The organism is Hyphomicrobium sp., from assembly GCF_019744875.1.
GTDB lineage: Bacteria > Pseudomonadota > Alphaproteobacteria > Rhizobiales > Hyphomicrobiaceae > Hyphomicrobium_C.
This window is the reverse complement of record NZ_JAIETU010000011.1, coordinates 34,253-51,184: the sequence shown is the minus strand read 5'-3', so window position 1 is coordinate 51,184 and position 16,932 is coordinate 34,253. Positions and strand designations below refer to the sequence as shown.

The window sequence follows — 16,932 nt, the reverse complement described above, 5'->3', positions numbered from 1 at the left end:
AGGTGCACACCTCACTCGGCCAAGACACGTCGCACGGCACTGAAACTGCACACAGCGCGACGAGGCAGGGACGAACGGACAGCCCTGCCTTCATCCTGCTGCTGCTCGGCGCCCTCTATTTCGCCCAGGGGCTTCCGCTGGGGCTCATCTTCGGCTCGTACCCCGTGCTGCTTCGAGCCGCAGGCGTTGAGCTGTCGCTCCTCGCGTGGGTACCGCTGCTCGGTCTGCCGTGGATGCTCAAGTTCCTGTGGAGCCCCCTCGTGGACAGCCTTTGGTGGCCGGCGCTCGGACGCCGGCGCACGTGGTTGCTCTTGCAGCAGCTCCTCGTGCTCGTAGCCATAGGTGCCTTGATCCTGACCGGCGCCGACAGCAGCGGGGCAACCTCCAGCCTCATCCTTCTAGGGTTGGCGTCGCTGTTTGCCGCCACACAGGACATCGCCACCGATGGGCTCGCCGCAGAGCGCTTGGAAGGCCGCCACCTCGCGCTCGCCAACGCCTACAGCGTGGGCGGCATGGCGGCGGGCGTGCTTCTCGGTGGCGGCGGAGTCCTGATGACGGTCGACGCAATCGGCTTGCGCGGATGCCTCCTCGGCATCGTCGGCCTCTTGGTTCTATGTGCGATCCCTGCTGTTGTCTGGCGCGAAACCGAGAGTGCCGCGCCCGCCCCGCGAAAGCGGGCCACGCTCCTGGCAGCGGTCAAGCGCCCTCACTTCCTTTTCGTGCTCATCGTCGCGACCCTCTATGCCGCCTCCCACTCCGGAGATGGCTCGCTCCTTCGCCTCTATCTCGTCGACAAGGGCTGGGCCCCGAGCGAAATCGGCGCTATCGACACCCTCAGCATGGGCGCCATGATCGTGCTGGGGTGCGGCGCCGCGGCGTGGCTCGTCGCGCGCGTCGGCGCCTGGCCGTCGCTCCTCATAGGGCTTGTCCTACTGATGGCGTCGTCTGCCGGGTGGCTCGCGCTGTCATGGACGAACACGCGCCCCGACATCGTCACGGCCGCGGCGCTCCGGATCGTAGGCAGCACAGGAATGGGGCTCGCCTCCGTTGCGGTCTACACGGTGCTGATGCTGTTCGCCCGTCGAGGCGAGCAGGCGGGCACGGACGTGACAATTTTCAAGAGCGCCAACGTGCTCGGCGAGATCATGGCCGCGAGCCTGGCGACGGCTCTGGCCGCCCAGATCGGATACACCGCCGGATTTGCCCTGACCATTGCTGTCAGCACAGTCGTTCTGGCGCTGGCCATTCTACGGCCGTCGACGCCCAGTCTCGAGTTGGATGCAAAAGAAGAAACAGGATCGAGAGCATGAACATCCACGACGTCTCTACCCTGCTGGACGCCATGCCTGTCGCTCACGTCACGCCAGATATGTCCGAGGGAGATGCCATCGACTGCATGCGTGTGCTCGGCACGTTCCAAGGCTGTCTCATGGGCCTCGTGCATTTCCACGGCCAGACAGGCTGGGAGCGCCATGCCGGAGGCGACGAGATGCTGTTCATCCTCGAGGGCGAAACGGAGCTTACCCAGCTCACGCCCGACGGCGAGATTCAGAAGACGGCACGCAAAGGCGACGTGGTTCAAATTCCGGCCGGCGTCTGGCATTCCCAGCGCACGCTCTCGCCGGTGAAGCTCATGTTTCTAACCGTCAGCGAAGGCTCCGAAGGCCGCGCAACGAGGCCGACCGGACCTTAAATCGCCGAAGCACCGGACGCGCCCGCTATCGCAGCGGATATGACAAGCGCGGCGGCGGGACTTCCCAACCGCCGCGCCCACCGCTGTCAATGATAGCGGTGATGATGATGATGGCGCCGGTGAAGCTTGAACCCCCAGTGCCGACGATGATGGCGGTGCCCCCATCTCCGATGGTGATGATGCCGCCGCCAGTGCCGGTGGCGATGGCGTATCTCAAGCACCTGCCCTTCGGTGACACCGCGGTCGAGGCTGGACGCCTTGGCGAGCAGGCCTGAGCCGACATTCGCCGATGCCGGACTGAGAGAAAAGACGAAGCCTGCAAATAGAAGGCAGACTAGTTTTTGCATGGGTCGTACTCCCTATGGGTTGCCCAACGGAACGGGCAGCCGCGCGGCATCCGAAGAATGCCGCGCGGCCCTGTCCGTTACTTTTTGTCGTGGTCGTGCTTGGAGTGATCGCCGTCCTTGTGGCCTTCGCCCTCATGCGAGGAAGCCTCGAACTTGGCGCCGTCGATCTTGGAGCACTCGTCCTTCGTCAGCTCCTTGTAGCCCTGCTTTTCACAAGCAGCGTCACCGGCGCAGACATTTGCGCCCGAGCAATGCCCGTGATCATCGGCCGAAAACGCGGGAAGCGACAGCGCGCCGAGGCTCAGAGCAAGTGCTGCGATACGAACAACTGATTTCATTTTTCATCTCCAGGTTTAGGTCTGCGTTGAGGTTGGAACGGCCTCACCGGCCGCAATGAATGTTTCGTCGCTTAGGGCGTGCTTCCTCCTTGTCGATTGCCGTGTTCCTTGAGGTGGCAGGGCTTGCGCCCGCCTCCGTGACGTCCGTAGCGTCCGCGCGGCCAACTCGACTTGCATCCGCGCACGACTCATCGATCCCCACTCATCGAAATGAGGCGGTTAGCGTGAGCACGCTGGAGCATTGCCGAAGGCAAGGCCGGAGCTGTCAGATGTTTGGAAAAGTGTGCTCACCCGCATTGCAGGTGAGGCACGCGCAGGGCGCGATGGCTCTAAATGAGCAGCACCGTCGTGCGACGGATCGCAACGCGCGGATCGACAAGCTGAGGCTTGTGACTATTGGCGATAGGAGGACCGCGCAAATCGTCGGCGGACGCTGCGGGCATCACGAACAACGGCTGCGCTAACAGCGACGACACTGTGAGGTGCTTCAGGTCCACCACGGGCGGCGCCGAAGCCGTGTCCATCAACGCCGTATCGGTGCACCTCTCGGCGTCTAAGAACGCCGTGCTGCCGGCATCGCTGCAGTCGTCAGCATCTTGCGATGAGTGACCGTGGCTTGCGTGATTGCCGCTGTGGGAGATGCCGTCGATGACAAACTCGAGCGCCTGATGACCGGACGGCCCGATGCAATAGCGAAGCGGCGTCGCCGCGAGCGCCAAAGATGGCACCAGCAGAACGATCAGAAAGCTCGCGGCCAGTCTGCGGATACGGCTCATTTGCATTCGATCGAAATTGACATCAGCCTTGGCCACCAACGGCCACGGCATCGTGTCGTTTGTTGGGCGTCGCGTCATCCATACAGTGAGGTGGCGCACAGCTACCACACTGCCTCACACACGTATCGGTTCCGCGACATCCGGCACACACTCAACACGGAACGCAGCCCTCGCCACTCAGTTCCTCGGCGAGGATCTGAAAGACCAGGCGCACGCGCCGGCTCGTGCGCAGCTCGCGGTGGCTGACGAGCCAGATCGGCACAGGAACTCCGGGCAAATCGGGGAGCAGACGGACTATACCCGGCGTGCGCTCCGCGATTTCGCGAAGCATCATGCAAACGCCAAGCCCGCTGCGAACGATCTCCCACAGCACGACCGCGTTCTCCGAGACCATGCGAAATTCATCGGGCCTGACAGTGATACCGATGCGAGCCAGATGCTCCGCAAATTGCTCGACAGGCTCGAAGGCCACGAGATCCGCTGCGGAAATGCTCTCAAACGAGGCCGGCAATCCGTTCTCGGCAATCCACCGGGCGGAGGCGTAGAAGTGAGCCGTCGTTTCGCGCACCAGCCGGCCGATCAACTCGGGCTCAGTCGGACGCACATGACGGATGGCGATGTCGGCTTCGCGCCGTCTCAGGTCGCTGAATGAATTCGAGGCCACAATGGCAACAGTGACTTGAGGCGCCTCGCGCCGAAGGCGCGCGACGATATCGGGCAGGACATACGCCGCGATCGTATCCGTTGCCGAAATGGTGACGCGACCTTCCACGTCCTGAACGGATCCAGCGGCCGCGAGCGCCATTGCGTCGGCCGCTGTCGCCATGTTCTGGGCATGCGCGAGAAGTCCAAGGGCGACGTCGGTCGCTATGAGCTTTTTGCCCACTCTCTCGAACAGAGTGACGCCGAGCTTTGCTTCCAACGCCGCAACCTGGCGCGACAACGTCGGCTGTGTCAGCCCCAGCTTGCGTGCCGCAGCCGAGAGCGAGCCGGCATCGGCCGTCGCATGGAAGGCCCGCACAAGGTTCCAATCGATCTCATCCATGCATATTTGTATATGCCATGTGCAATCAGCGGCAATACCAATGAATTTTGCATGTGTTAGATCGTTGCGGCCGAGGGGGATCGCAATGGTCAGCACCACTGACGACACGCAGTTCTGGGACAAGGCAGCGCGCAAATATGCGGCCGCGCCGATCAAGGACACGATTGGCTACGAGCGCACGATCGAGCGCACGCGGGAAATCCTCGGAGCCACAGACACCGTGCTCGAGGTCGGCTGCGGGACGGGCACGACCGCGCTGAAGCTCGCTCCCGCCGTGGGGCGCCTGATTGCAACGGACGTGTCGAGCGAGATGATCGCGATCGCGCGCGGAAAGGTGGCGACCGCAGGATGCACGAATGTCGACTTCGCGGTTGCGGCCGCTGGGGACGTTCCGGGACCGGATGCCGCGTACAACGCCGTTCTCGCGTTCAACCTCTTACATCTTATCCCTGCACGGCCCTCGACGCTTTCATCGCTCCATCGACGATTGAAGCCCGGCGGCCTGTTCATCTCGAAGACCCCGTGCCTCTCCGAGATGAACCCCCTCATACGATACGCCATTCCGATTGCTCAGTTCGCGGGCAAGGCTCCGTATGTATCGTGCTTCTCTGCGGCTGAGCTCGAAGGAGAGATCGAAGCTGCCGGCTTTACGATCATCGAACGCGCGCGCCATGGATCTACGCGGAAAGACGCCCGCATCTTTCTCGTCGCGCAGAAGCCGACGGATCAATCGCCCAAGCGCGGGTAGCCTGCACATTCATCGAAGTACGCGGAGCGGTTCACTCACTGACTAACCGGGCTGACAACCGGGAAAAATGCTCTTCGGCCGTCAGCGAGCGCGATGATGTCGACATCGACCCCGTAAAGCCTTTGCATCGTCCCTGCGGTCAAAACGTCTTGTGGCTTGCCGTCCAGCTCGAGACGGCCATCAAACAGCAGCCCGATGCGCGTCGACGAATGAAAAGCGAGCTGCGGGTCGTGGCCGCTCATGAGGATCGTGTGACCCGATTGGGCGAGTTTTCTCAGATGCGTGCTGAGCAAGGTCTGATAGCCGAAGTCGAGGTTAGCCATCGGCTCATCCAGGATGAGGATCGACGCTTGCTGCGCGAGCGCCCGCGCGATGAGCGTGAGCTGACGCTCACCTCCGGAAATCTCGCTGTAGACGCGATCGGCGAGGCGCGAAATCTCGATCTGCTCGAGAACGCTTTGGACGACCTCTTGATCGCGATCGGACGGATTGCCCAACAAGCCCTTCCGCGACAGCCGTCCCATCGCGACGACTTCGCGGACGGTGTAGGGGAACGGCGTCATGTGGACTTGCGGCACATAGGCCATGCGTTGCGCCACGTCTCGTCGCGCCAGAGACGAAGTCGCGGTGTCGTCGATAAGAACCTGTCCCTGGGCGGGCGAAATCAGCCCCAGCAATACGCGCAGCAGTGTTGTCTTGCCCGCTCCGTTGGCACCCAGGAGCGACATGATCTCACCGGGACCAATGGCCAGATCGATGCCCTTCAGGATGTTGTGCGCGCCAATCCGAAAATGTATGTCGCGCGCCACGAGATGAGGCCCTCGCGACATCTCCATCTGGATGGGTTTTGCCTGATCTAGATCCAAGCCCGCCTAGCCCTTCCAAGGACAAGTAGGAATGCGGGAATGCCAAGCAGCTCTGTAACGATCCCGATGGGGATCTCTGCAGGAGTTATGACACGCGTGATGAGGTCGGCGCTCAGCAGAAACAACGATCCAATAAGCGCGCTGAGCGGCAGAAGGCGGGTGTTCGCTGGCCCGAACGCCAGACGCGCGAAATTCGGGACCACGAGCCCAACCCATCCGATGATCCCCGCGATCGACACCGACAGTGCGGAGATAAGAGTAGCCATGATAATCACACCATAGCGAACAGCCGTGACGGGAACTCCCAGTGAACGGGCTTCGTCGTCACCCATCGACAGGGCATCGAGTGCGTGACCGAGCAGCGTCAGCACCACGATGCCGGCGATGATCGGGATTGCCACCGCGGTGATGTGCGTCAACTGCACGGCCTGGAGACTACCCATCAGCCAATAAACGATTGCCGGCAGTTCATTGTAGGGATCCGCCGTGTACTTGGTAATCGACAACAAGGCTGTGAACAGCGCACCACTGATGATGCCGCCGAGAACAAGCGTCACCATCGTCGCTGGCCCGAAGAGATTGGCGATAAAAACCCCAAACCCAACTGCCAAAAGCGCCATCGTGAAGGCAAGCAGTTGAATCACGAGCCATTGATCCGACAGCAGCAGGCCAAGCGCCGCTCCGAAGCTGGCACCCCCGAGCACGCCGAGGATGCCGGGAGAGACCAGTGGGTTGCGAAACACGGCTTGGAATGAGGCGCCCGATATCGCCAGCGCCGCGCCGATCAGGATGGCCGCCAGAACTCGCGGCAATCGAATTTCGACGATGATGTTGTAGAGCAGCGCGTACCGTTCTGACCCAATATCGCGCAGGCCGACCGACGCCTGCAGGAACTCCCAAATGTCCGCGAGGCTCAGCGGATAACGGCCAACAGCGAGCGACACTGCCGTCATGCCAAGCAACGCCAGCATCAGCAGCGCACTGATTGAGAATAAACGCGGCCGTCTCATGATGTGAGACCGGCAGCCAGCACGCGCTCCACGCGCGGCCGGACTTCAGTTCCCAATAGAGCCAGCGACTTTTCGAGAAGTTCGAGCGGCAAAAAGCCGAAGAACGCGCTCAAGGCATTGAGGTACGTCAACCCGAGTTCGTCATGGAGCGCGAGAACCTTCCGCGCGCACGTCTCGGGGCTGCCCGCAATGACCATCTCGTTGAAGAAGACCTCCGGATCGAGATCCCGCTCGGCGACAACACCCTTACGATTGAACAGACCGAAGCCTCTCAGCCTCTCCGTCAATTTCAGCACCGTCGGCCAAAGCTCTTTGCGCGCACTCGCGTCCGTCTCGCTCACATAGACAAATCGTCCAAACGGGACGCGTCGCACGTCGCCTCCGGCGTCACTGAAGGCCTTCACCAGGCGGCGTTGATTGTCCATGCTCGTGATGCCATGGCATATCAGCGCGTGGCCCTCGCGCGCCGTCCAGCCCGCCATCTCGTCGGAATAGGTGCCGATGAAGACAGGAGGGTGAGGCTTCTGGACCGGCTTCGGCTCGATCGAGTAGGCATTCCCTCCGAACGTCATCGTGCCTTGCTGCCAAGCCTGGAGGCAAAACTCCAGTGTCGTTTGGAAGCGCTCCTCCACACTTTCGGGAGCCACACCATACACTTCGAGATAACGACCATTGCCGCCTCGCGAAATGCCGAAATCGACCCGGCCGTCGGACAGCACGTCGAGTGTCGCGATTTCCTCCGCGAGACGCACCGGGTGATGAAGCGGAAGCAGCAGCACGGAAAAGCCGACGCGCAATTTGCGCGTACGCGCAAGAACGGCGCTCGCAAGGATGAGAGGCGAATGGCATCGGCGCCCTTCGACTTCAACGATGCTGCCCTGGAAGTGCTCCTCGTTCAGCCACAGCGCATCGAACCCCCAGGCTTCGATCCTCTCCACGAGATCCAGCAGCTTCGATGACGAGATCGACTCCAGGCCGCCGCCGCATCCGGAAAGGCCGATGCGAACCGTCGAGCCCATTGGCGCTGCGGCATCGGGCGAAGCTTGACGCCTCTGATCGTCGCAGCTCAGAGCCCCTTCGTGTTTCTGTCTATCGGGCACCGGCGCGACCCTCCAGGATCACATCGATGTCGTTGTCGCTCAGGCCGGCCTTAAAAAACTTGGCGTAGAAGGAGCGCACTTCCTCAGTGAGGGACACATCTTTGAATAGCTCGGGATGGAAGTTCTTGGCCGCCCAGAGAACGGTCAGGGGCTGCTCGGCTGTTCTATTCCCCCAAACGTGCGCGCCCATCGGCACGGCATACACGCGACGCTTCTTTATGGCCGAAACGCCGGCGAGCCGCGCATCGGCGTAGGCATCAGCGATCTCGTCGGCTCCGCTAACGATGATCACTTCGGGGTCCCAGAGCAAAACCTGCTCGATTGAAAAGTTGAACGCTTCGCTGGTGCGACCGTCATCGGTTACGCTTTTTCCTCCGGCTTTCGCGATCCACCACTCGGCGATGCGATGCGGCTGCGTTAGGCGTTTGAGGTTTGCATAAAGAACGCGTGGCCGATCGGCTGCGGACAACGCATCGGTACGGGCGCTGACCTTGGCGAGAGAGTCGTCGAAGTACCGGCAGTAGGTTTCCGCCACATCCGGCTTATCATACAAGGCCCCAAGCAGACGCATTGCCGTCTTCACATCGTCCGGCTCCCGCCACGCCAAATAGATCGCGGGCGTGCGCGCCCGCTCCACCAGATCGATGGTGGGCCGATCCATCGTCAAAACGACATCGGGGGCAAGCTGGGCGACACCCTCTATGCTCGGCCCGTCACCAGTTTGAATAACCGGCTGCTTTGCGATTTGCGGCGCGAACACATACTGGAAGCGCCACCTCGGTCCTCCGAGATTGGGCGGTAGATTGTTGGCGATCGTCGCCGCTTCTCCCATGGCGAACACAAAGCTGTTCAGAACCGGAACGGGCCCGATGGTTGCCACATGCGCAATCCTGTCAGGCACCTTCACAGTCCGTCCGGCCATATCCGTCACGAGGCGATCTGCGCGGACAGGGGACGCTCCAGCAGCAACCAACACGACGAGAGAGAGCCATAGCGGGATAGATCGGCGAGCGATCGTTTGCATCAGGAGCATGCAGTCGTTCCCGGAAGCACACGAATGGAGCATCTGCGACGCTCCATTCGTGCCGTCCTCTAGTATTTCACCGCCACGGTGCCAACGAAGGTACGCGGGGCACCCACGTAGTACGTCGCGTTCGAGCTCAGATCGAAATCGTTAGGCGCGATCTGAGACACATACTTGCTATCGAACACGTTCATGACGCCAACCCTCATTGTCACCTCTTCCAGATCGAACAGGCGGGTGGCGTCATAGCCGACAGTAAAATCGGCCACCGTATACGCAGAGACCTTTTGTAGGTTCGACGCGTCGCCATAGCGTTCCCCGATGTACCGGACGACCGGCGTGAACGAGAAGCCTTCCCAGCTATAGGTCAGGCCGGCTTTGAGCATCGTCTGGGGCGTGTTGGGGATCTGCTTTCCTTTGGTGCCGAGCAGCGCGCCGCCGCTCAGCGTTGCCGTGTCGGCATCGAAGGTCTCAGAGGCGAGTGTTCCCGAACCGAAGACAAAAAGTTCCGACCCGAACTGATAGCCCACCTGCAATTCAGCGCCGTATTCCGTGCTCGACCCGGTCCCTTCGTAATAGGCAATGTTGGGGCCGATGCCGGGATCGATAATCTTCACCTGCTTGTTGGCGCGCTCAGCATAGAAGACGGAGGGAATGACCGTCAGGCCATTTCCCTGGAAGCTGACTTGAGCCGAAATCTGATCGGCAATTTCAGGTCTAACTTTGTCAACGAGATCCTGAAGCGTGATGCCTTTGGCCTGGAAGGCAGCGCGGTTGGAAATGTAGTTGTTTGCCTGCGGACCCCAGTCCGGCCGCCCCAGGTTGCGACCGTATGCGATGTTTGCGCTCCATCCGGCGCCGAAATCCTTGGTGATGGCGATGTTCGGAAGGAACTCGTTGTAGTCGTGCTGCGCCACCGAGGTGCCGGGGAGAAGAGCAGGATTAGTGGCCAGGGCATCATCCAAGGTGCCATCAGGCACGCCCGCTCCGTTGAAATACTGCATCTCCGGCGCACCGAGGCTCATGTAGCGCAATCCGCCGGTGACGGTGATCGATCCGAAAGTCTGCGTAAGCTGCGCGTACGGGCTGTTGATGACGAAATCATCGATCTTTGCGATCGTGTTCCACGACACGAACGCCAAGTCCCCAGTCGGCGTGACTCTGAAGCGACGCTGGTCAGTCGGCGGCGGAGGAGGCGCCATGGACTGCCACCAGTATCCGACTGTGAGGTCTGTGCCGGTTCCGAACTGGCCCTTGTATTCGAGCACGCCGCCAACGTTATCGTTTTCCTGACGCCAAATCTGGACGTTGTTGCCGGCTGCAGAATACTGCACGCCATCGTTGTTCCAATAGTAGGGCTTGAACACGACGTGCTGGCCTTCGGAGAACTCGTAGTCGATGTTTGCTTGGAGCGCGTAGGTCTCTGCGCTCGAGCGGTTGAATTTGTAATAGTTGACGTCGGCCGCTGGATTGCCGGTCAAAGCGGTGTTGTAGTCGAATTTGTAGTTGCTCTTGAGATCGCGCGTCTGCGCATAGGTCAGCGCACGATAGGGATTGCCGTCGAACTTGTTGTAGACGGCGTTGACGTCGACGTTCAGGTTGTCTCCGAACTTCTGGCTCCAGCCCAAAGCGGCGTTATCGCGCGATGAATCGCCCACTCCGGTCCACTTGTCCGCGTCCGTAACCGAGCCCGAGACGAAGAACTTCGTGCCCGTGCTCAACAGCCCGCTGTCGAAACGCGCAAACGTCTTGCTGAAATCCCAGGATCCGAAGCTCTGCGAAAAGAAGCTCGATGATTTGTCTTGCGGACCAAGAATAATCTGGTCGATCACGCCGGACGCGTTGGACATGCCAAGACTTTTGTCAGCCGGGATCGCTCCCCGATAGACGTCAAGCCGATAGATGTTCTCGAGATCGTAGAGATCGGCACCACCCACGATCCCGGCGACGGGGAGCCCGTTGATGTTGCGGGAGAGATGAAAGTCTGACTTGCCCGCAATGTTGATGTTGCGCGTCGCGCTAAGGCCGTAGGGATCAGGGCTCTCAACGTTCACGGAAGGCAGGATGTTGGCGGCTTGATAGAAGCTCGTCTGCGCCCCACCACCGAACAGTGTGAGGCCCTCGCGCGTGACGCTACTGACCCGCCCGAGATCCGGATTCGTGACAATCACGCCGCCGACAATTTTGCTCGTGACGGAGGGAGTTGACGGGGCCTCGTTGGCCCCTTCGATCTGCACATTTTGAGTGCTTACAGGCGCGGCCTGCGGCTTTTTCTTCGCAACAGCGGACTTTGCTGCCTTCGCCGGCGAATTGGTGGTCACGGTGACAGGCGGCAGGCTTTCGATTTTCTCATTGGTCTTCGCTTCCTGCGCCAGCGCCGGCATGGGCGCCATAAACAATGCAGCAGTCAGCGCGAATTTCACTTCTCTCATACGCAACGCTCCTAGCGATACGCGCGATGGCCGATGTGGCTCACCACGTTTGATATGTTGTTGGGTGTCGGCATGATCGGTTCCGCGCAGGACCGGTCGGCCCTGTTCTGATGGGCGTGAGGGTGCTGGTCGCGGATAGCAGAGCGCTAAATCATGCGGGAAAAGCGTGAGACGCGACCCTTAGGCGGGAGGACCACCTGGTCCGTCACTCTGAGCTCGAATGGGGGCTGGAAACCCCGGGCGCAGGCTCGATACCTTGGATCTGCTGCCGGAGCAGCGAAATCGCTGAGCCTCAGCGAACGTCGAATTTGTTTGAAAAACGCCCGCAGCAATAGCTGCAGCGGCAGGCCGCGACATCAGTTTCCCCCACGCAATACTCGATGCCCCCCGGCATCTCTGCCCGTTATATAGGCACGTATATAGCGCGAAGGCAACGGCGTTTGACGCCGCCGCAAGTCCCCGCGATTGCACGCAGCGCGCCCGAGTTTGGCGACGCCTTCGACAATGCGCATTTGTTGCTTTGAAAGTAAGTGTTGGGGCACCTGATAGCAGCACACAAAGCGGCTCGCTATCGATGTGGACCGGTTCTGATCCATAACAGGCGAATGCAAGTTGGCAGGTCCTAATAGCTGCAGTCTGCCTCCTCGCAAACTGCGCGTTCCTCGGCATCGCCGACCATGTCTGCTCAAGAGGGGAGTTGCGACGTCAGATGTAGAGATCTTTCTCGAAAGCCCAGAACAGAAATTTCGAAACAGGCATACCCATGAACGCTCTAGAAACTGACGAGGACGCCCATTGATAACGTTTGTAGGTCTTCAAGCGGACCCATCGCGCCGGCGCCGGAGATTTCGGCGCTCTGCTGGCGATACTTGAGCCAGACGGACATTGAAACCGAGTCCAGCTCCTGGACGATTCCACCACCGAACTGGTTGAGTTCGCTCGACGTGATCCCGAACGAAACGGCAGCGGGTCCAACCTGGTCGATATACTTTCCGGCGTCGCCATAAACTATCGTGGCCCCGAGTGGTGTCCATTTCCTCCGCACACCTCCTTTCAAAAACCAATGCTCACCGTTTGGAGGCGTTGCGTTGCCGGCGAGACGGGTGCCGCCGTTATCCTCGCGGCCATAGGCAACGTGCAGGAATAACCCGGTGTCCACGTGCTCAGCGTATCCGCCGGCCTGGAAATAACGAGAATCTTTTTCGATCAGGCTCGGCAGGACGACAGAGAGATTCTCGTCGGTGCTCCCGGAGTAGCCGACGCCGAGCAGCACTTTAAAACCCGATTTTTCTCCGGCATATCGCGCTCCGATCTGCCAGTCGTCATCCTGGCCCCAGCTCGCGGACGCGCTGAAGCCCGCGAATACAGGCGTGTCGTATCGCACCGCATTCATGACGAGTCCGTCGCAATCGCCACCGAGAGGCGCGTTCTGCGCGTAGCAAAAGGCGAGCTGCCCCCAGGTCAGTCCCGCAGGTGAGAGATCGCCTCCGCTGCGGATGATGAACTGCGGAAAGCCATCGAGGAACGTGTCGTTGTCGATAATCTGAGTTCCAGATTTATCGGTAAACATGGCTATGCTCTTGGCAGCGGGTGCCAGCTTTCCAATGCTCAGCGTCCCAAATGCTTCGCTCTGCAGATACCAATAAGACATCTGCAGATTGAGGCCTTGATTGAACGTGCTGCTGTTCTGGTCCATGGCGGCCGCGCCGCTACGGCCAAACGGATTGTCCGAAAGATTTTGGATGCGGATCAGATGGCCGGCTTTCCAGCCCGGCGAGATGACAGCTTCGCCATTGAGTTTGACGTGCGTTGCCTGCGTCGGACCGAGACCGTGGAGATACGCGTTTCGCTCTCCGCCATCGTCCCACCAGGTGATCTCCTGCGCGACATACCCCGAGATGGTGAGTTTGACTTTGCGGTTCCCTTTCCGGGCCGTTGCGGCCTTTAATTGCGCGATCCTTGCCTCGAGATCGGCGCAACAGTCTCCGGAGATGTCAGCCGCCAGTCCTGGTGCGCCTGCCGCGATGAGCGAAGAAGCGATGGCGAACGGTGAAAGGCACGGAGCTATGCGAATTTTCATGTGCGACCCGTCGTTACTGCGTAGGTGTCACGATTGGCAGGATGCGGCGGCTAGCGGTATGTCGTTCGCGCGCGACGCGGCCACAGCGAATGCAGAGCCGATGCCGATCAGTACGGGGTCGTCACTTTCACTCTGCAATGTTCCGCTGGCGAGATCTTGGAGGGTGCCAAGGCGGTGGTGCGCTCTAGGCTGCGAAATCGAAGTTGCGAGGACACACGGCGTCGACACATCGAGGCCTTCGGCCATGAGGCGGCGTGCAATCGCCCCGCTCGTGCGGCCACCCATGTAAACGACAAGCGTCGTTGTGGGATCGGCAATCCCCTTCCAGTCGAGATCGGCTGGCATGTCCCCGGTTTTTGCGTGGCCGGTGACGAAGCGGACGGAATGAGCGCAGTCGCGATGCGTCAGCGACATGTTGAGGGATGCCGCCATGGCGGAAGCGCTGGTGATTCCCGGCACGACGCTCACGGGAATGCCGGCCGCTTCTAGATGGGCGATCTCTTCGCCTGCGCGGCCAAAAATAGAGGGGTCGCCGCATTTCAGGCGTACGACGTGCTTGCCCCGCCGGGCGAGCTTCAGCATCAGGTCGTTGATGTCGTCCTGGCGGCAGGATAGACGGTGCCCGCGCTTGCCGACGAGCATACGCTTCGCGTTTGTTCTGGCGAACGCGAGGATTTCGTAGGAGACGAGCGCGTCGAACAAGATGACGTCTGCGTCCTGCATGGCCTTGATAGCCTTGAGAGTCAGCAGATCCGGATCACCTGGCCCGGCTCCCACCAGGGTGACGCCCCCGCCGTTGTTTCGCACACCTTTAGCCGGCCTTCGCGAGCGTGTTGTCATGAATGATCCTCTTGATCTCGGGACGGCACGAGCCGCAGTTGGTACCTGCCTGAGTGGCTTCACCGATGGCCGCGACGGTGCAGCAGCCGTTTCGAACGGCCGCAGAGATCTCGTTCGCGCCAATGCCGTAGCAGGCACAGACCGTCGCACCGCGGTCGACGACGCCAGCTCCGGGGCGTCCTGCGAGAACTGCGTTGCGCTTGCCCGCTGAGGTGTTCGACGCGGCGAGCTGTGAAATGGCCCATTCGCGCGAGACGGCAACCGGTTCCGGCGCTAGAAACAGCATTCCGGTGAGATGCCCGTCGCCATAGGCCGCAAAGCGTCTGCGTCCTGTTTGCGTATCCTCGTAGTTGGCCGGGTCGTTTGCGCTGGAGAGGAGGCCGCGCGCGAAGGCGTGCCAGTCGCCGGGTTCGCTCGATAGAGCAAACTCAACTCGCCATCCGCCTTTGCATTTGGCGATCGCCCAGTATTGCGCGGGAACGCGCGCGGGCCGCGAACGCAGCACCGCGAAGCCGTACGTGGCCGCTACGTAGCGCTCGATCCGAGCCGGAACGTTTTTAGAGGCCGGCTGGCCGGAAATCGGATCCGTAATGCTGGGGACGAGGCAATCGACGCGTGCGCTCGAAGCGAACTGATCGTTCCAATGCATCGGAACGAAGATCGAGCACGGTTGTTGGCGAGGTGTCACGAGCGCCCGCACCAGTATGGAGTTCAGCCCCGTGGAGACGCGAACCAGGTCGGCGTCTTTGACCCGGAAACGCTCAGCGTCGTCAGGATGAATTTCAGCGAACGGCTCGGCGTAGTGCTGCGACAACCGCTCGCTTTTGCCGGTTCGAGTCATCGTGTGCCAGTGATCGCGCACGCGGCCCGTGTTGAGGGTCAGCGGGAAGCCCGGCGTAGCAGGCTCCTCAGCGCCGGGGCTGATCGGAACGATGCGCGCTTTGCCGTCCGGCGTATAAAATCCGCCGTCGTGGAACAAGCGCACCCTCGCTTCGCCCTGCTTCGGGCTTGGCCATTGGAACGGCGGGAGTTCGTCGTAGTCGGCGGCGTCGAGCTGAGCGTACGCGCCGATATCCAAGTCGCGCGTCCCGTTGTTCTCGAAAGCCGAAAGCGCGGCATGCTCGGCAAAGATGTCTTCCGGCCCACGATAGGAGAACGCCTCTCCATGACCCATGCGCTTAGCCACCTCTGAGACGATCCACCAGTCGGCCCGGGCTGCACCGGGCGCGCGTAGAAAACTGCGCTGGCGCGTAATGCGGCGCTCTGAGTTGGTGACGGTGCCGCTTTTCTCGCCCCAGGCGAGGGCGGGAAGCAGAACATGCGCGAGCTTTGCTGTGTCAGTCTGCGCCGTAACGTCCGACACAACGACAAACGGGCAGGCCGCGATGGCGTTTTTGACGTTTTCTGCGTCCGGCATCGAGACGACGGGATTCGTCGCAATCACCCACAAGGCTTTGATCCGTCCATCGGCGACAGCGCGGAACATATCGACGGCCTTGAGGCCGGGCTTCGTGGCGATGGCCGGCGCGCGCCAGAAGCGTTGCACGCGGTCACGATCCTCGGGGTTCTCGATGGCCATGTGCGCGGCCAGCATATTTGCGAGGCCGCCGACCTCGCGCCCGCCCATCGCATTCGGCTGGCCAGTGACCGAGAACGGTCCCATGCCGGGCCTGCCGATGCGTCCGGTTGCCAGGTGGCAATTGATGATCGCGTTGACTTTGTCCGTGCCCGATGCGGACTGGTTCACGCCCTGGCTGTAAACGGTGACGGTGCGCTCGGTCGCCGCGAACAGCGCATAGAACCTTTCCAGCGTTGCAAGCGGCAGACCCGTTCTTCGTACCAGCGTATAGGGGTCAAGCTCATCGGCGGCGCAAAGCGCTTCGACGATGCCCGAGGTGTGGCGGCTAACGTATTGCGCGTTGATCGCGCGGTTGCGCCCGAGGTGGCTCAGCAAGCCGAGGAACAACGAGACGTCGCCGTCAGGCCGTATCGCCAGGTGAAGATCCGCGAGGTCGTTTGTCGCGGTGCGGCGCGGATCGATCAGCACGACCTTCATCTCGGGCCGCTTCTCCTTGGCGGCGGCGATGCGCTGGTAGAGCACGGGATGGCACCAGGCGAGATTCGAGCCGACCAGCACGACGAGATCGGCGAGTTCGAGATCCTCGTAGCAGCCGGGCACGGTATCGGAGCCGAAAGCGCGGCGGTGCCCGGCAACGGACGACGCCATGCACAGGCGAGAGTTGGTGTCGATGTTCGCCGTGCCAATGAAACCTTTCATCAGCTTGTTCACGACGTAGTAGTCTTCTGTGAGAAGCTGTCCGGAAACGTAGAAGGCGATGGAGTCGGGCCCGTGCTCTCGGATCGTGTTGCTAAATTTCGTGGCGACGAGATCGAGCGCCGTGTTCCAATTCGTTCGAGCGCCCTGGATCTCGGGATCGAGCAGCCGCCCATCGAGCCCGATCGTCTCCGCCAGAGCCGAGCCTTTGGAACAGAGCCGCCCGAAGTTCGCCGGATGATCCGGGTCTCCGCGGACGCTCGCGTCACCGCCCGAGCCGATTTCGGCAATAACCCCACAGCCGACGCCGCAATAGGGGCATGTCGTCTTGACGGAGCGCGGGGCGGCCATTTCCATC

Annotated in this window: 14 protein-coding genes and 1 pseudogene; 4 read left to right on the top strand and 11 right to left on the bottom strand. The window is 61.2% G+C overall.

Going from position 1 to position 16,932, the window contains the following annotated elements; all coding sequences use genetic code 11:
• Nucleotides 1–2 precede the first annotated feature (2 nt).
• From K2Y42_RS18000 to K2Y42_RS17990, 3 genes are all read left to right on the top strand, one after another.
• Nucleotides 3–1,310 carry an MFS transporter gene (locus K2Y42_RS18000; RefSeq protein WP_291155069.1) on the top strand — a complete coding sequence of 436 codons (1,308 nt, stop codon included), beginning with the start codon at nucleotides 3–5 and terminating at the stop codon, nucleotides 1,308–1,310.
• Entirely contained in the window at nucleotides 1,307–1,693 is a 387-nt protein-coding gene (locus K2Y42_RS17995; protein ID WP_291155067.1) for a cupin domain-containing protein, read from the top strand. The genes K2Y42_RS18000 and K2Y42_RS17995 overlap by 4 nt, the downstream gene beginning before the upstream one ends.
• Before the next feature lie 101 nt (nucleotides 1,694–1,794).
• Nucleotides 1,795–1,968 carry a hypothetical protein gene (locus K2Y42_RS17990; protein ID WP_291155065.1) on the top strand — a complete coding sequence of 58 codons (174 nt, stop codon included), beginning with the start codon at nucleotides 1,795–1,797 and terminating at the stop codon, nucleotides 1,966–1,968.
• A 149-nt stretch (nucleotides 1,969–2,117) separates the two neighbouring features.
• On the opposite strand, the gene K2Y42_RS17985 is transcribed toward K2Y42_RS17990, so the two are convergent.
• The 3 genes from K2Y42_RS17985 to K2Y42_RS17975 all read right to left on the bottom strand — a co-directional run bounded on the left by K2Y42_RS17985 (nucleotide 2,118) and on the right by K2Y42_RS17975 (nucleotide 4,199).
• Nucleotides 2,118–2,378, bottom strand: a complete 261-nt coding sequence (locus tag K2Y42_RS17985) for a hypothetical protein (RefSeq protein ID WP_291155063.1) — start codon at nucleotides 2,376–2,378, stop codon at nucleotides 2,118–2,120.
• Between the two features lie 329 nt (nucleotides 2,379–2,707).
• On the bottom strand, nucleotides 2,708–3,193 hold the full coding sequence (locus tag K2Y42_RS17980) for a hypothetical protein (RefSeq protein ID WP_291155062.1): 486 nt from the start codon (nucleotides 3,191–3,193) through the stop codon (nucleotides 2,708–2,710).
• A 112-nt stretch (nucleotides 3,194–3,305) separates the two neighbouring features.
• Entirely contained in the window at nucleotides 3,306–4,199 is an 894-nt protein-coding gene (locus tag K2Y42_RS17975) for a LysR family transcriptional regulator (protein WP_291155061.1), read from the bottom strand.
• 85 nt (nucleotides 4,200–4,284) lie between these two features.
• Here K2Y42_RS17975 and K2Y42_RS17970 point away from each other — a divergent pair, with 85 nt between their 5' ends.
• Nucleotides 4,285–4,947: a class I SAM-dependent methyltransferase gene (locus K2Y42_RS17970; protein ID WP_291155060.1), complete on the top strand. Its 663-nt coding sequence runs from the start codon at nucleotides 4,285–4,287 to the stop codon at nucleotides 4,945–4,947.
• A gap of 35 nt (nucleotides 4,948–4,982) precedes the next feature.
• On the opposite strand, the gene K2Y42_RS17965 is transcribed toward K2Y42_RS17970, so the two are convergent.
• The 8 genes and pseudogenes from K2Y42_RS17965 to K2Y42_RS17930 form a co-directional block, all read right to left on the bottom strand.
• Nucleotides 4,983–5,756: an ABC transporter ATP-binding protein gene (locus K2Y42_RS17965; RefSeq protein WP_291155055.1), complete on the bottom strand. Its 774-nt coding sequence runs from the start codon at nucleotides 5,754–5,756 to the stop codon at nucleotides 4,983–4,985.
• Nucleotides 5,757–5,803: 47 nt separating this feature from the next.
• Nucleotides 5,804–6,823, bottom strand: a complete 1,020-nt coding sequence (locus tag K2Y42_RS17960) for an iron ABC transporter permease (RefSeq protein ID WP_291155052.1) — start codon at nucleotides 6,821–6,823, stop codon at nucleotides 5,804–5,806.
• Nucleotides 6,820–7,842: an LLM class flavin-dependent oxidoreductase gene (locus K2Y42_RS17955; protein ID WP_291155050.1), complete on the bottom strand. Its 1,023-nt coding sequence runs from the start codon at nucleotides 7,840–7,842 to the stop codon at nucleotides 6,820–6,822. Before K2Y42_RS17955 ends, K2Y42_RS17960 begins: the two co-directional genes overlap by 4 nt.
• 70 nt (nucleotides 7,843–7,912) lie before the next feature.
• A complete protein-coding gene (locus tag K2Y42_RS17950; RefSeq protein WP_291155048.1) occupies nucleotides 7,913–8,956 on the bottom strand; it encodes an ABC transporter substrate-binding protein in 1,044 nt (347 codons plus the stop codon).
• A gap of 59 nt (nucleotides 8,957–9,015) precedes the next feature.
• Nucleotides 9,016–11,379 (bottom strand): TonB-dependent receptor, encoded by a 2,364-nt coding sequence (locus K2Y42_RS17945; RefSeq protein ID WP_291155046.1) that lies wholly within the window; start codon nucleotides 11,377–11,379, stop codon nucleotides 9,016–9,018.
• 772 nt (nucleotides 11,380–12,151) lie between these two features.
• A complete protein-coding gene (locus K2Y42_RS17940) occupies nucleotides 12,152–13,459 on the bottom strand; it encodes a porin (RefSeq protein ID WP_291155044.1) in 1,308 nt (435 codons plus the stop codon).
• Nucleotides 13,460–13,486: 27 nt separating this feature from the next.
• Nucleotides 13,487–14,254 (bottom strand): annotated as a pseudogene (gene cobA / locus K2Y42_RS17935) (uroporphyrinogen-III C-methyltransferase); the annotation flags it as partial.
• Nucleotides 14,255–14,270: 16 nt separating this feature from the next.
• Nucleotides 14,271–16,925, bottom strand: coding sequence for a nitrate reductase (locus K2Y42_RS17930; protein ID WP_291155042.1), 2,655 nt, complete (start codon nucleotides 16,923–16,925; stop codon nucleotides 14,271–14,273).
• Nucleotides 16,926–16,932 lie beyond the last annotated feature (7 nt).

What these genes read in the sequence shown, in the direction of transcription:
- K2Y42_RS17955 (WP_291155050.1), bottom strand. Translation starts at nt 7,842, where the DNA reads ATGGGCTCGACGGTTCGCATCGGCCTTTCCGGATGCGGCGGCGGCCTG.
- K2Y42_RS17960 (WP_291155052.1), bottom strand. Translation starts at nt 6,823, where the DNA reads ATGAGACGGCCGCGTTTATTCTCAATCAGTGCGCTGCTGATGCTGGCG.
- K2Y42_RS17995 (WP_291155067.1), top strand. Translation starts at nt 1,307, where the DNA reads ATGAACATCCACGACGTCTCTACCCTGCTGGACGCCATGCCTGTCGCT.
- K2Y42_RS17940 (WP_291155044.1), bottom strand. Translation starts at nt 13,459, where the DNA reads ATGAAAATTCGCATAGCTCCGTGCCTTTCACCGTTCGCCATCGCTTCT.
- K2Y42_RS17975 (WP_291155061.1), bottom strand. Translation starts at nt 4,199, where the DNA reads ATGGATGAGATCGATTGGAACCTTGTGCGGGCCTTCCATGCGACGGCC.
- K2Y42_RS17950 (WP_291155048.1), bottom strand. Translation starts at nt 8,956, where the DNA reads ATGCTCCTGATGCAAACGATCGCTCGCCGATCTATCCCGCTATGGCTC.
- K2Y42_RS17930 (WP_291155042.1), bottom strand. Translation starts at nt 16,925, where the DNA reads ATGGCCGCCCCGCGCTCCGTCAAGACGACATGCCCCTATTGCGGCGTC.
- K2Y42_RS17990 (WP_291155065.1), top strand. Translation starts at nt 1,795, where the DNA reads ATGATGATGATGGCGCCGGTGAAGCTTGAACCCCCAGTGCCGACGATG.
- K2Y42_RS17970 (WP_291155060.1), top strand. Translation starts at nt 4,285, where the DNA reads ATGGTCAGCACCACTGACGACACGCAGTTCTGGGACAAGGCAGCGCGC.
- K2Y42_RS17985 (WP_291155063.1), bottom strand. Translation starts at nt 2,378, where the DNA reads ATGAAATCAGTTGTTCGTATCGCAGCACTTGCTCTGAGCCTCGGCGCG.
- K2Y42_RS17945 (WP_291155046.1), bottom strand. Translation starts at nt 11,379, where the DNA reads ATGAGAGAAGTGAAATTCGCGCTGACTGCTGCATTGTTTATGGCGCCC.